Genomic DNA, 14,601 nt, shown 5'->3' with positions numbered 1-14,601 from the left:
GTTGGTGTTTCCGGGCCTGGTCACGGCGCCTTGTGGTCGAAACTCAATGCACGCACGACCCGCCAGCCCGAGGCGTCCTCGCGCCAGACATGCACGAAACGCGCGCTTTCGACCCACTGCTCGGGTGCGTCGCCGACCGTAAGGAAGAAGCGATGTTCGCCGGTCTGGATCGCGCCGTACCCGGGTACGGGATCCACCGTCAGCGACCCGGGCACCAATTCGCGGCGAAGGCTTGTCTCCTTCGACCCGCAGCGTTCGCGCATCATCACTTCCATGCGATGGGCTCCGACGGTGCGCCCGCCCTTGTCGTGGTAGAACTCCAGCGCCGGATCCAGGAAGCCCATGTGCCCGACCACGTCGCAGGCATTGAAGGCGGCGAAAAACGCCTGGTCCAGTTGGGCCATTACCTCGGCGGGGGAACCTTCGGGCTTCATCGGCGACGCGACGTCAGGAGCACGCGCCAGCGCCGCCAGCTGCCGGGCCAGGGCCTGCAGCCGGAACTCGCCCGGTCCGGTGGCGTTGCGGACTAGCACCACCGAGATCCGGTCCGCGGGCACGTAGAGCAAGACCGATTCAAAGCCAACGATGCCACCCGTGTGTTCCATGCGCAGCTTCCGCCCGGCGCCATGGACTTCCAGGCCCAGGCCATAGGGGGCCCCCGCGCTTGCCGCGGGACCTTCCGGGGTGGTCATGCGGACATAGCTGTCCGCGGAAAGGACCTTGCCGCCGTGCAGTGCAAGGTTCCAGCGCAGCAGGTCGTCGACATTGGAAAGCAGTGCGCCGGCCGCATGGGGTTGGCTCATGTGCAGGAAACCGGCGGGATGCACGACGCCATCGGCGTCCACCCGATAGCCATTGGCCAGGCCCGGCACGGTGGTCATCGTGTCGCCGCCGCGGGTGCGGGCCAGGCCAAGCGGCTCGAAGAAGGCCTGGTCGAGCCAGGCGTCCCAGGCCATTCCGGTCACCTTTTCGATGACGGCGCCGGCCAGGACATACCCCGAGTCGTTGTAGTCGTAGCGGGCGCCCGGCGCGAAGTCCGGCGCTTCACCGCTGAACACGGAAATCAGCCCGGCCGTATCGATCGGGCGGTGCAGGGCATGCTCCATGTGGCTGGGCATGCGCGTATAGCTGCGAACGCCGGAGGTGTGGTTGAGCAGCTGCAAAAGCGTGATGCCTTCGGCCCCCGGATAGTCGGGAAGATACTTCGACAGCGGGTCATCCAGCGCCACGCGTCCTTCATCCACGAGGCGAAGCAATCCCGCCGCGGTGAACTGCTTGCTCAGGGACGCGATGCGCATGCCGTGCTCCGGCCGCAGCGGGACCGCGAGTTCAACGTTGGCCATGCCGCGGGCGCCGCGAAAAAGGACCTCGTCCCCTCGCGCAACCAACACGCCGATCCCCGGGCCGCTGGCATCGGGAACTTCCGCCGCCAGCAGCCGGAGCGCTTGCGAAGCAAAGTCCATGGGTTCCTGCGTGGCGTGCAGCGACGCCTGGGCGATAAACGGGAGCGGCAGCAAAAGCAGGAAGACGAGGAACGGGGGCACTCGGATCATGGCCGACCTGTGGGATGCGAAGGAATGCCCATGCTAGCCATGCCGCGGGGTTGGGTCGCGGCGAAATCACCCCTCAGGACGCCGCGTCGCGACGCAGCATGCGAAAATGCGGGCCTCGCCGCGCACGCACCGACCATGGCCAATCCCGCCGTTCCCCGCATTGACGCCCTGGACCGCCAGATCCTGGTCCTGTACCGAAAGAACACCCGCCTGCCGGCAGCCACCATCGGCGAACGCGTGGGGCTGTCGGCCACGGCCGTGCAGCGGCGGCTGAAGAAGATGCGCGAGGACGGCGTCATCCTGGCCGAAACCGCCCGCGTCGACCCCGGCGCGCTCGGCCTGGGCCTGACCTGCATCGTCGGCATCGACCTCGAGCGGGAGGGGCCGGACGCGATTGACCGCTTCCGGCAGCGCATGCGCGGCTTCCAGGCCGTGCAGCAGTGTTACCACGTCACCGGCGCACACGACTTCGTGCTGGTCGTGCAGGCGGCCGACATCGCCGCCTATGAAGCCTTCACGCGCACCGCCCTGACGACCGACGCCAACGTGCTTTCCTTCTCGACCCAGGTGGTGCTGGAGTCCGGCCCCCGCTGAGGGGTGGCCCGCCCGAGGGCGGGTTCAGGCGGCCTTGTGGTTCGCGGCGGGATTGCGCCAGCGCGCCAGCAGCTCCTTTTCCATGCCCTTGGCCTTGGCCAGGTGCGCTTCCTTGACGTGGCCGTAGCCGCGGATCTGTTCGGGCACCGAGGCGATCTGGGTGGCCAGGTCGACGTTGTCGCCGTCCAGGCCGGCCAGCAGCTCGTCCACCTGCTTCGAATAGTCCACGATCAGCTGGCGCTCCATGCGGCGCTCTTCGGTGCGGCCGAAGATGTCGAAGGCGCCGCCGCGCAGGCCCTTCATCTTCGCCAGCAGCCTGAACGCCGTGAACATCCACGGGCCGAACTCCTTCTTCACCAGGTGGCCGTCGGCGTCGCGCCTGGCGAACAGCGGCGGGGCCAGGTTGAAGTGGATCTTGTAGTCGCCTTCGAACTGCTGCTCGATGCGGCGGCGGAACTCGCCCGAGGTGTACAGGCGGGCCACTTCGTACTCGTCCTTGTAGGCCATGAGCTTGAAGTAATAACGCGCCACCGCTTCGGTGAGCTTCGTGGAACCCGGGGCCTTGCGGGCCTCCGCCTGGCGCACCTTGTCCACCAGCGCGACGTAGCGGCCGGCGTAGGCCTTGTCCTGGTAGTCGGTGAGGAACTTGACGCGGCGTTCGATCATTTCGTCCAGCGACTCGCTCAGGCGCTCGTCGTCCAGCGGCAGGGCGGCGACGTCGTCGGTCGGCGCCTCGGCCAGGCCGGCGGCTTCGAGAACCGCCTCGGGCTTGATGGCGGCCAGGCGGCCCCAGGCAAACGCCGTCTTGTTCATCTCGATGGCGGCGCCGTTGAGTTCGATCGCGCGCATGATCGCGTCGAAGCCCACCGGCACCAGCCCGCGCTGCCAGGCTACGCCCAGCATGAACAGGTTGCTGCCGATGGCATCGCCCAGCAGGGCGGTCGCCACTTCGGTGGCCGGCACCTGCAGCGGCTCGCGCCCGCCCAGGGCAGTGCGGATGGCGTCGACGATGCCCGCGGCCGGGAACTGCATGTCCGGCATGCGGGTGAACGGGCCGGGCATCGCCTGGTAGTCGTTGATGACGACTTCGGTGCGGTCGGCGCGGATCTTCGACAGCGCCCAGTAGTCGTTCACCACCACCATGTCGCAGCCCAGCACCAGGTCGGCTTCGCCGGCGGCGATGCGCACGGCGTGGATGTCGGACGGCTTGGCCGCGACGCGCACGTGCGTGGTGACCGCGCCGCCCTTCTGGGCCAGGCCAGTCTGGTCGAGCACGCTGGCGCCCTTGTGTTCCAGGTGCGCGGCCATGCCCAGCAGGGCGCCAATGGTCACCACGCCGGTGCCGCCGACGCCGGTGATCAGGATGTTCCAGGGCTGGTCCAGGTTGCTGCGGAACTGCGGCTCGGGCAGGTTCGCCAGCAGGTCGGTGTTGCCCACGCCCTTGCGCTTGCGCAGGCCGCCGCCCTTGATGGTGACGAAGCTGGGGCAGAAGCCCTTCACGCAGCTGAAGTCCTTGTTGCAGTTGGACTGGTCGATTTCGCGCTTGCGGCCGTATTCGGTTTCCTTGGGCAGCACGGCCACGCAGTTCGACTTCACGCCGCAGTCGCCGCAGCCTTCGCAGACCAGCGAGTTGATCGCGGTGCGCTTGGCCGGGTCGGGCATCTTGCCGCGCTTGCGGCGGCGGCGTTTTTCGGCGGCGCAGGTCTGGTCGAAGATCAGCACCGACGTGCCCGGGACCTCGCGCAGTCGCTTTTGCTGCGCATCGAGTTCGCTGCGGTCGTAGAACTCCACGCCGCTGGGGAAGATCGAGTGGTCGGCCCACTTTTCGATGTCGTCGCTCAGCACCACGATCACCTGCACGCCTTCGCTGCGCACCTGGTGGGCGATGTCGGGCACGGTCAGGGTGCCGTCCACCGGCTGGCCGCCGGTCATGGCCACCGCGTCGTTGTAGAGGATCTTGTAGGTGATGTTCACCTTCGCGGCGATCGACTGGCGGATGGCCAGCGAGCCGGAATGGAAGTAGGTGCCGTCGCCCAGGTTCTGGAACACGTGTTTTTCGTTGGTGAACGGCGCCTGCCCGCTCCAGGTGACGCCTTCGCCGCCCATGTGGGTGAAGGTGTCGGTCTTGCGGTCCATCCAGGTGACCATGTAGTGGCAGCCGATGCCGCCCAGCGCGCGCGAGCCTTCCGGCACCACGGTCGAACTGTTGTGCGGGCAGCCGGCGCAGTAGTGCGGCACGCGCGGGAAGTTGGCGCGCGGCGCGGCCAGCTCCTTTTCCTTGGCGCTGATCCACTTCAGCCGGTTGTCCATAGCCTCGGACTGGAAGAAACGCTGCACGCGCGCGGCGATCACGCGGGCGATGCGGGCCGGGGTCAGTTCGTTGGTGCTGGGCAGGACCCAGTTGTCCTCTTCGTCGTACTTGCCGACGATGCTGGGGCGCTTTTCGTGCTCCCAGTTGTACATGTATTCCTTCATCTGCCGCTCGACGAAGCTGCGCTTCTCCTCGACGACGATGATGTCGTCCAGGCCACGCGCGAATTCGCGGATGCCCAGCGGTTCCAGCGGCCAGGTCATGCCGACCTTGTACACGCGGATGCCGATGTCGGCGGCGACGTTGCGGTCGATGCCCAGGTATTCCAGCGCCTGCAGCACGTCCAGGTAGCTCTTGCCGGTGGTGACGATGCCCAGGCGCGCCTTGGGCGAATCCACCACCACCTTGTCGATGTGGTTGGCCCGCGCGAAGGCCTGCGCGGCCTTCACCGCGTACTGGTGCAGGCGCATTTCCTGGTCCAGCGGCGGGTCCGGCCAGCGGATGTTGAGCCCGCCCGCCGGCAGTTCGAAGTCGGTCGGCAGCAGGATGTCGAGCTGGTGCGGGTTGACGTTCACCGAGGCCGAGGACTCCACCGTTTCGGCGATGGTCTTGAAGCCGATCCAGCGGCCGGTGTAGCGGCTCATCGCCCAGCCCAGCAGGCCCATGTCCAGGATGTCCTGCACGCCGGCCGGGTTGAGCACCGGCATCATCGCGCTTTCGAACTCACCCTCCGAACCATGCGGCAGGGTGGACGAGCGGCAGGCGTGGTCGTCGGCGGCCAGCGCCAGCACGCCACCCAGCTTCGAGGTGCCGGCGGCGTTGCCGTGCTTGAACACGTCGCCGCAGCGGTCCACGCCCGGGCCCTTGCCGTACCACATGGAAAACACGCCGTCGTACTTCGCGCCCTGGAACAGGTTGGTCTGCTGGCTGCCCCAGACCATGGTCGCGCCCAGGTCCTCGTTCAGGCCCGGGGTGAACTCGATGGCGCTGGCCTGCAGGTGCTTGCGCGCCCGCCACAGCTCCAGGTCGAAGCCGCCCAGCGGCGAGCCGCGGTAGCCCGAGATGAAGCCGGCGGTGTTGATGCCGGCGGCGCGGTCGCGCATCTGCTGCATCAGCGGCAGGCGCACCAGCGCCTGCACGCCGGACAGGTAGATCCGGCCCTCCTCGCGGGTGTACTTGGACTCGAGGTCGTACTCGCGGTCGAGCGGGATCAGGGTGTGGGGGATGGCGGACATGGCGGCGGCTTTCCGGAGCTGGAGCAAAGACTCGGAATTATAGCAGCCGGGCCCGTCACGGCCGGGTAGGCGGCCCGGCAGGCCTAGAACTCCCGCCGCGCCTCGATAACCAGTTCCACCCGCTTGAGCGACGGGTCGCCGTCCAGCGGGAAGGCCAGATCCACGTGCACCACCCGGGCGAAGGCCGAGCGGGTATTGCCCAGGCGCAGGCCGAAGCCGACGTCGGCCAGGGTGCCCGGATTGGGCGCGCCCAGGGGGTCGTCGCCCCAGGTGCGGCCGACGTCCATGAACACCGCGCCGCCGACCCGGAAGATCCGCCACAGGTAGGCGTCGGTGTAATAACGCTGTTCCAGGGACAGCCGGGTGAATACCTCGCCGCCGGCCCAGCGCTCGGGGTAACCGCGCAGGCCGTTGTCGCCGCCCAGCGTGCGGTAGCCGTCGAGGTCGAGCGCGTGGCCGTGCACGGTTTCCAGGTCGGCATAGAACAGGCGCTTTTCGCCGGTCGGGCGGTAATAGCGCGCCCGGCCGCCGAGGGCCAGGTCGCGCGCGGCGCCCTGTTCGAGCCGGCCATCGAGCCAGGCCTGCACGCGCAGCAGGGACTCGGCGGGCAGGCGGAATCCGCGGCTGACGTCGGCTTCGAACCACAGGGCGTCCCGGTCGCCGCCCAGGGCCGTGTCGGCCCAGCCCAGCCGCGCGCCCCAGCGCAGGCCCAGCAGTACGTCCTCGGTGCTGCCGATCTGGTCCAGGTTGACCCGTTCCTGCCAGTCGTCGTGGATGCGTTCGAAGCCGATCCACGGCCCCACCAGGTGGCGGTCGGCCGGCACCGGGCCGGCCAGGACGGGATCGCGCGCTGGCAGGAAGTCGCGTTGGTGTTCGCGCAGGCCGAACTGCCACCGGCTCACCCGGCCATCGCGCAGCCCGGTCGATCGGCCCCACCAGGCTTCGATGTCGTTGTTGCGCTGCCGGTACCCGGCGATTTCCTCGCCGCGCGCATAGAACGAATTCGATTGCGCCAGCCGGTCCATCGAGAACCCCCAGGCGCGGCGGGTGTCGAGGGCATGGAAAGGCTGGCCCAGGGCCAGCGCCCAGCCGCGGCCGTCGCTGTTGTCGCGCAGTTCGGCGTCCAGGCCGTTCCAGCGGCCGAACAGGTGGTCGTTCCGGTAGGACAGGGCATTTTCATCGCGCTCGCTGTCGCTGTCGTGCGACAGCGTGAGCTCGGCGCCGGTGCCCAGCAGGTTGCTGTCCTCGAGTTCGAAGCCGAAGGAAGACGCACCGCCGCTGCGGCTGCCCGAGATGCCGGGGTTGAGCGTCCAGGCATCCCAGGTTTCCACCAGCAGGTCCACGCGCCCGTCGGCGAAGCGTACCGGCGTCACTTTTGCCTCGCGCAGGTAGTTCTGGGCGCGCAGCAGGCGTTGTGTTTCGTCCAGCAGCCGGCGCGAATAGACCGCGCCGGTCTCGACCAGCAGCAGGCGGCGCACCACCGGTTCGCGGGTGCGCCGATGCAGGGCGTTCGCGGCGCGGAAAACCGGGGCGTCCTCCTCCGGCAGCGACGTGTCGAAGATGTCGTGGCGCACGATCGAGATGTCGCCGATCACCGCGCCGGCGGCCTCCAGCGCGGCGTCGTCGGGCAGCGACACCGTGGATTGGGCGAAGACTGCCGACGACAGGCCCAGAAGAAGGGGCAGCAGTCTTTTGATCGCGGACCTGCCTGGCCTCCGGACCGAAGCGGTGTGCGTGACTAAGTAAGCCATGTACGACACCGTCGGTGGGAAGCGGATTGCAGCGACTCTACTGAGTCATGCCGGCCAGTTCCAGCCGATCCCTTCCCCCCTCCTTGGCCCGGTACAGCGCCTCGTCCGCCCGCTGCAGCAGGGCTTCGGCGGCTTCGTCCTGGCGCTGTTCGGCAAGCCCGGCCGAGAAGGTGACGGTCACCGGGCCGGCGCTGGTTTCGAAGGGGGCCTGGGCCACCGAGGCGCGCATGCGCTCCAGGCAGACGCGGGCGCCGGCGAGGTTGGTGCCGGGCAGGATGATCATGAATTCCTCGCCGCCGAACCGGCCCAGGGTGCGCTCGGGCGCCTGCCCCACGTGGTCTATGAAGCGCGCCTGCAGGCGCAGGATGCTGGCGAACTGCACCAGCACCTCGTCGCCGACCGCGTGGCCGTGGGTGTCGTTGATGACCTTGAAGTGGTCGATGTCGATGATGGCGACGCTGAAGCCCTGGCCGTAGCGGCGGCTGCGTTCGCTTTCCTGTTCCAGCCGTTCGGTGAGGTGGCGGCGGTTGTACAGGCCGGTGAGCTCGTCGCGGATCGACAGTTCGCGTAGCTTGCTGTTGGCCCTTTCCAGCGCGTCGCGCTGCGCGGCCAGCCGGCGCCGGATCGAGGCGAAATAGCCACCGATGAAGCTCATCCAGATGGTGATGACCACCAGCGCCGAAAAACGGATGGCTTCCTTCAGCCAGGCTTCCCGCGACGCATCGGCGCCCACCAGTTCCCAGGTGGTCAGGGCGATGTAGCCCACCGCGGTGCCGGTGGTCAGGCGCAGGTACTGGCGCGTGTCCAGGCCGAACAGCCCGAAGAAGAAGATCGCCACGAACAGCAGCAGCAGGACGCTGCGCGCTTCACCTTCGAAGTAGTGGATCATGCCCAGCGCCAGCAACATGGCCGCCACCAGCTGCGGCACCAGCAGGCTGGGGTCGGCGAAGCGTTTGCTCCAGCCAGTGGCGATGGCGATCATCGCCACCAGGTTGACCAACAGGGCGGCGGCGGTGAAACCAGCCACGCCCCACCAGCCCAGGGTCGAACTGCCGGCATGGACGGCTATCGACATCGGCACCAGGAACATCAGGTAGGACAGCACGCCCAGCCCCACCCGCCGCAGCCGCAGGCGGGTTTCGCGATCGAACTGGCTGGCCAGTCGCTCGGACATGGGCCCAGTCTACTCCAGGGGACTGGCAGGGGCTGCGACGCACGGCCCGGAACGGTGCGGCCATCCTGTGGCCGGACCCGGCCCGCGGCGCCGTGCCTTCCTTCCTGAACGGTCGCCCGGTAGAGTCGGGAAGCTACCCGGGGAGGGGACGGATGAGCCTGGCGGATCTGCGCGTACTGCTGGTGGAAGACCACGGCTTCCAGCGCCGGCTGGGACTGCGCCTGCTGGGCGACCTTGGCCTCACGCACCTGCACGAGGCGGCCGACGGCTTCCAGGCCCTGGACCTGCTGCGCAGCCTGCCCGAGGCACCCGACGTGGTGCTGGTGGACCTGGACATGCCGGGCATGGACGGCGTGGAGTTCATCGGCATCGTCGCCCAGGACCGCCTCGCGCATTCGATCGCCGTGGTCAGCGCGATGGAACCGGCCCTGCTGCACACCGTGCAGGTGATGGCCAAGGCCTCGGGCCTGCGCGTGCTGGGCTGCATCGAAAAGCCGCTGACGCCCGGCAAGCTCACCACCGTGCTGTCGCTGTACGAAAGCGGCCCGGGGCCGACCGCCATGCCCAACGACATCGAGGTGTCCCTCGAACAGGCTCGCGAGGCCCTGTCGCGGGGTGACATCACCGCGCACTTCCAACCCCAGGCCGAGTTCGGCAACGGCAAGATCGTCGGCGTCGAGGCCCTGGCCCGCTGGCGCCTGGACGACGGCCGCATGGTGCCGCCCGCGGTCTTCGTGCCGCTGATGGAGGCCGGCGGCCTGGTGGACGAACTGACCAGCCTGATGCTGGTGCAGGCCTGCGCCTGGTCCAAGCGCTGGCAGGCGCGCAGCCTGGACCTGCGGGTTTCGGTGAACGTATCGGCCCAGAACCTGACCGGCCCGGAAGTGGCCGACCGCTACGAAGCGGTGCTGCGCGAACACGGCGTCAGCCCGGAAAAGATCGTGCTCGAGATCACCGAAAGCTCGGTGATGAGCGACACCGCGCGCGGCCTGGGCATGCTGGCGCGCCTGCGCCTGAAGGGATTCGGCCTTAGCGTGGACGATTTCGGCACCGGCTATTCGTCGCTGTCGCAGCTGTCCCAGATCCCCTTCACCGAACTCAAGATCGACCGTGGCTTCGTCTCGGGCGCGCCCACCCAGCCGCGCAAGCGCGCCATGATCGAAACCAGCCTCGACCTGGCCCGCAAGCTGGACCTGTGCGTGGTGGCCGAGGGCGTGGAAACGGTGGACGAATGGCAGCTGCTGGCCCAGTTGGGCTGCGACTTCGCCCAGGGCTACCTGATTTCCGCGCCGGTGCCGGGTGAAGAACTGCCCGACGCCATCCAGCGCTGGCGCCAGACCCACCACTAGGGACGCGCATGGCAGCCACCGGACGGCCCCGTTTCGGCATCCGGCTGCAGCTGCTGGGGCTGTTCGGGTTGCTGCTGCTCACCGGCGCCGCCGTGCTGGCCCTGGACGAATACGAGCGCCAGCAGAACCAGGCGGCGCTGCTGGCGCTCAAGGACGAGTCCCTGGCCGGCCTCCGCCGCATCAAGGCGGTGTCCGATGCCTACGGCATGGACATCGTCGACACCACCTTCCGCGTCCGCAACCACCTGATCAGCTGGGAAGAGGGCCTGCAGGTCGTCGACAACGCCCGCCTGCGCATACGCGACCACTGGCAGGCCCTGGAGTCGATGCCGCTGACCGAAGAACAGGCGCAGATCTTCGCCCAGGTGCAACGCTCGAAGGTGCGCGCCGACACCGCCGCCGAAACCCTGCGCCAGACCCTGGTGCAAAAGGACATCGTCGGCCTGGCCCGCTTCGCCGACACCGAGCTCTACCCGGCCATCGACCCGGTCACCACCCGCATGAAGCACCTGGGCGACCTCGAGATGATCGAGGCCGAACAGAAGGTGCGCGCCCAGACCAAGCGCGCCCAGCGCACGGCCTGGCTGCGGACCGGCCTTAGCTTCGCCACCCTGCTGGTGGTGGCCCTGGTCGGCCGCAAGCTGTTGCGCAACATCTACAAGGGCGTGGAATCGCTGACGTCGCTGGCCCAGCAGATGCGCCGGCACGACTACCAGGGCGTGCCGCGCTATTCGCCCTCGGGCGAACTCGGCGACGTCATGGACGCCTTCCTGGTGATGCGCGACGACGTGCGCAAGTACGAGGCCGAACTCAACGAACAGCTGGCCCGCAACGAACAGGTGCGCACCGCGCTGACCGAAAGGGACATGTTCCAGCGTTCGCTGTTCGCCGCGGCGCGGGTGGCGATCATGTCCATGGACACCCAGGGCCACTTCACCAGTTTCAACCCGCAGGCCGAACGCCTCACGGGGCACCGCCGGGAGCAGATGGTCGGCCGCGCCGGGCTCGACCGCCTGGTCAGCCCCGCCGACCTCGATCGGCTGGCGTCCGGCCTGGCCGCCACGCGCGACCACGCGGTACCCGCCGACGCCCGGCTGTTCCCGATGCTGATCGACCAGGGCCCCGACCCGCTGGAGCTGGAGTTCGTGCGCAAGGACGACGAAACCGTGCCGGTGCTGCTGGCGACCTCGCCGGTGCGCGATGCCGGTGGCCAGACCGTGGGCTACCTGGCCGTGGGTACCGACCTCACCCAGATAAAGCAGCTTGAACAGCGCCTGCGCGCCAGCGAAACCCGCGCCCTGGAGGCCAGCGAAGCCAAGTCCAGCTTCGTCGCGGCCATGAGCCACGAGATCCGCACGCCGATGATCGGCGTCACCGGCATGCTCGAGGTGCTGTCGCACAGCCGGCTCGACGAGGACCAGCGCCGCACCATCGCGGTCATCCAGCAGTCGGCGCGCTCGCTGCTGCAGATCATCGGCGACATCCTGGATTTCTCGAAGGTCGAGGCCGGCCGGCTGGAGCTGTCGCCGACCACGATTTCGCTGCCGCGCCTGCTGCAGTCCACCGTGGCCAATTTCAGCGGTTCGGCGTCCAGCAAGGGCCTGGTGCTGCTGTGCCAGGTGGACGACCGCATCGGCCCCGCCCACCGCGCCGACGGCCTGCGCCTGCGCCAGGTGCTGGGCAACTTCCTGTCGAACGCGATCAAGTTCACCGACAAGGGCGTGGTCGAAGCCGCACTGGAGTGGAAGGGCCGCGAAGGCGACGGCGACCGCCTGCGTTTCCGGATCACCGACACCGGCATCGGCGTCACCGCCGAGCAGCAGGCGCGGCTGTTCCAGCCGTTCTCCCAGGCCGAGGGCAGCACCACCCGGCGCTACGGCGGCACCGGCCTGGGCCTGGTCATTTCCCGGCGCCTGGCGGAACTGATGGGGGGCGAGATAAGCATGGAAAGCACGCCCGGGGCCGGCACCACCATCTGCCTGGACCTGGTGCTGCCACGCGGCGTGGAGTCCGAACTCGAAGCCGAGCTTCCTGCCGACCCCACCCAGGGCTTCCTGGCCCGGCCGCTGCCCAGCCTTGAAGTAGCCCGGGCCGAAGGCAGCCTGGTGCTGATCGTCGACGACCACCCCACCAACCGCCTGGTGGTGGCCCGCCAGCTGGCCCTGGCCGGGTACGCCAGCGAAAGCGTCGAAGACGGCCGCAAGGGCCTTGAGGCCTGGCGCACCGGGCGCTATGGCCTGGTGCTGTCGGACGTGCACATGCCGGTGATGGACGGCTACGAATTCGCCCGCGCCCTGCGCGAGGAGGAAGCGGCCCGCAAGCTCAAGCACACCCCGGTGGTCGCCCTTACCGCCGCCGCGCTCAAGGGCGAGGCCGAACGCTGCCTGGCCGCGGGCATGGACGCCTACCTGGCCAAGCCGGTGTCGATACCCGAACTGGTGGCGACCCTGCAACGCTGGCTGCCGCACACCGTGCCCTTGTCCGCCGACGTCCGGCCGGGCACGCCGCTGCCGCAGGTGGCGGGCGAACCGCTACCGCTTGATCCCGCGGTGCTGGCGCCGCTGACCGGCGGGGACCCGGTGGAAACCAAGGCCCTGCTGGACGACTTCCTGGCCGCCACCGCCCAGGACCTGCAGGGCCTGGACGCCGCCCGGGCCACCGGCGACCTGGCCGCGGTGGGGCGCCAGGCCCACAAGATAAAAGGCGCTGCCCGCCTGGTGGGGGCGAGCCCCCTGGCGGAGGCGGCGGAGGCCGCCGAAACCGCCGCCAAGGCGGCCGACTGGGCCCAGGTCCTGCCCGCCTGCGCCGACGTGGCGACGGCCGTCGAACGCCTGCGTCGCCACATCGGCTAAGGGCGTCTGCATCGCCCCGTGCGGTCAGTACCCGGCGGCCTGGCCGTCCTTGCGACTTTCCGACGCGCCGGCGTAAACGCCTGTTTCCGGGTCGCGGGCGATGGCCTGGTAGCCGCCGTAGGGGCCGTCGGCGAATTCGATGGTGTGGCCCTTGCGCATCAGCGCGCGGATGGTTTCGTAGGGGAAACCGGTTTCCAGGTTCAGCACGCCGCCGTCGTTCATCTCAGCCACCTGGCCGGCGGGGTCGGTGCTGCCGTCGTGCTGGATGCGCGGCGCATCGCCGGCTTCCTGCAGGTTCATGCCGAAATCCACCAGGTTCATCACGATCTGGGCGTGGCCCTGCGGCTGCATCGCGCCGCCCATCAGGCCGAAGCTGACCCAGGGTTCGCCGTCCTTGGTGATGAAGGCCGGGATGATGGTGTGGAAGGGCCGCTTGCCCGGCGCGAAGCTGTTGGGGTGGCCGGCCTTGAGCACGAACTGCTCGCCGCGGTCCTGGAAGATGAAGCCCAGGCCCGGCGTCGCCATGCCGCTGCCCATGCCGCGGTAGTTGGACTGGATAAGCGACACCATCATGCCGTCCTTGTCCGCGGTGGTCAGGTAGATGGTGTCGCCGTGCTGCAGGATGCCCGCGTCCACCGAGCGTGCGGCGCGGTCGGGGTTGATCAGCGCGCGGCGCTTGGCGGCGTACTGCTCGGAAACGAGTTCACCGACCAGGGCCTTGGCCTTGGCGCGATCACCGTCGCGGGCCGGGAAATAGTCCGGGTCGGCGTACCAGCGCGCGCGGTCGGCGAAGGCCAGCTTCTTGGCCTCGACGAACAGGTGCACGTGTTCGGCGCTGCCGAACTCGAACTTCGAGAAGTCGAAACCTTCCAGGATCTCCAGGATCTGCAGCGCGGCGATGCCCTGGCCGTTGGGCGGCAGTTCCCAGACGTCGACGCCGCGGTAGTTGGCGCTGGCCGGCTCGACCCACTCGCCTTCGTGCGCGGCCAGGTCCTCGTAGCGCAGGAAGCCGTCGTGTTCGCGGAAGTAGGCGTCGATGCGGCGGGCGATGTCGCCCTTGTAGAAGGCGTCGCGGCCCTCGCGGCCGATGGTTTCGAGCGTGTTGGCCAGGTTCGGGTTCTTCCACAGCTCGCCGGTGCGCGGCGCGCGGCCGTCGAAGGTGAACTGTTCGCTGAAACCCGGCCACTTCGAAAGCAGGGGCACGCTGCGGTTCCAGTAGTAGGCGATGGTGTCGTGCACCGGGTGGCCGTCGCGCGCATAGCGCACGGTCGGCGCCAGCACGTCGGCCATGGGCAGCTTGCCGAAGCGGCCGTGCAGCGCGAACCAGCCGTCCACCGTGCCCGGCACGGTCACCGGCAGCGGGCCGTGCGAAGGCACCGATTGATGGCCGTTGTCCTGGAACCACTTCAGCGTAAGGCCTTTCGGCGAACGGCCGGAGCCGTTGTAGCCGTGCAGCTTCTGCGACTTCGGGTCCCAGACGATGGCGAACAGGTCGCCGCCGATGCCGTTGCCCGTGGGCTCCATCAGGCCCAGTGCCGCGTTCGCGGCGATGGCGGCGTCAACGGCGCTGCCGCCCTGCTTCATCACGTCCAGCGCGATCTGCGTGGCCAGCGGGTGCGACGTGGCGGCCATGGCTTCGGGGGCATACACCACGGACCGGGTGGCGAAAGGCTGGCCGGTGATGCGGTCGGCGGCCGGGGCAGGCGCCGCCAGCAGGACCAGGCAGCACATCAGGCAGGCGGGCATGACTTTCATCGGTAGGCTCCGGGCGGTGACTGGGGG

General features: G+C 68.9%; 8 protein-coding genes. 3 read left to right on the top strand and 5 right to left on the bottom strand.

All coding sequences use genetic code 11. The annotated features are described in order from the left end of the window. Positions 1–20 precede the first annotated feature (20 nt). Complete coding sequence (locus tag IEX13_RS09530; protein ID WP_188663540.1) at positions 21–1,553, bottom strand: serine hydrolase; 1,533 nt, start codon at positions 1,551–1,553, stop codon at positions 21–23. Positions 1,554–1,688: 135 nt separating this feature from the next. Between IEX13_RS09530 and IEX13_RS09525 the strand changes: the two genes are divergently transcribed. Then, positions 1,689–2,147 carry an Lrp/AsnC family transcriptional regulator gene (locus IEX13_RS09525; RefSeq protein WP_188663538.1) on the top strand — a complete coding sequence of 153 codons (459 nt, stop codon included), beginning with the start codon at positions 1,689–1,691 and terminating at the stop codon, positions 2,145–2,147. A 24-nt stretch (positions 2,148–2,171) separates the two neighbouring features. Here the strand turns inward: IEX13_RS09525 and IEX13_RS09520 are convergent, their stop codons facing one another. The 3 genes from IEX13_RS09520 to IEX13_RS09510 form a co-directional block, all read right to left on the bottom strand. Then, positions 2,172–5,693, bottom strand: a complete 3,522-nt coding sequence (locus tag IEX13_RS09520; protein ID WP_188663536.1) for an indolepyruvate ferredoxin oxidoreductase family protein — start codon at positions 5,691–5,693, stop codon at positions 2,172–2,174. Positions 5,694–5,776: 83 nt separating this feature from the next. After that, positions 5,777–7,330: a BamA/TamA family outer membrane protein gene (locus IEX13_RS09515; protein ID WP_188663534.1), complete on the bottom strand. Its 1,554-nt coding sequence runs from the start codon at positions 7,328–7,330 to the stop codon at positions 5,777–5,779. Between the two features lie 151 nt (positions 7,331–7,481). After that, the gene (locus IEX13_RS09510; RefSeq protein WP_188663531.1) at positions 7,482–8,618 is read right to left on the bottom strand and encodes a GGDEF domain-containing protein; all 1,137 of its coding nucleotides are present in this window, start codon (positions 8,616–8,618) and stop codon (positions 7,482–7,484) included. Between the two features lie 152 nt (positions 8,619–8,770). On the opposite strand from IEX13_RS09510, the gene IEX13_RS09505 reads away from it, so the two are divergent. Then, entirely contained in the window at positions 8,771–9,967 is a 1,197-nt protein-coding gene (locus IEX13_RS09505; protein ID WP_188663529.1) for an EAL domain-containing response regulator, read from the top strand. A gap of 8 nt (positions 9,968–9,975) precedes the next feature. Further along, positions 9,976–12,819: an ATP-binding protein gene (locus IEX13_RS09500; RefSeq protein ID WP_188663527.1), complete on the top strand. Its 2,844-nt coding sequence runs from the start codon at positions 9,976–9,978 to the stop codon at positions 12,817–12,819. Between the two features lie 24 nt (positions 12,820–12,843). Here IEX13_RS09500 and ggt read toward each other — a convergent pair whose 3' ends face one another. After that, positions 12,844–14,574: a gamma-glutamyltransferase gene (gene ggt, locus IEX13_RS09495; RefSeq protein WP_188663525.1), complete on the bottom strand. Its 1,731-nt coding sequence runs from the start codon at positions 14,572–14,574 to the stop codon at positions 12,844–12,846. Positions 14,575–14,601 lie beyond the last annotated feature (27 nt).

It is taken from the genome of Arenimonas soli (assembly GCF_014643775.1).
GTDB lineage: Bacteria > Pseudomonadota > Gammaproteobacteria > Xanthomonadales > Xanthomonadaceae > Arenimonas > Arenimonas soli.
Note: the sequence above shows the minus strand (reverse complement) of the source record. Positions and strands in the feature narration are given on the sequence as shown.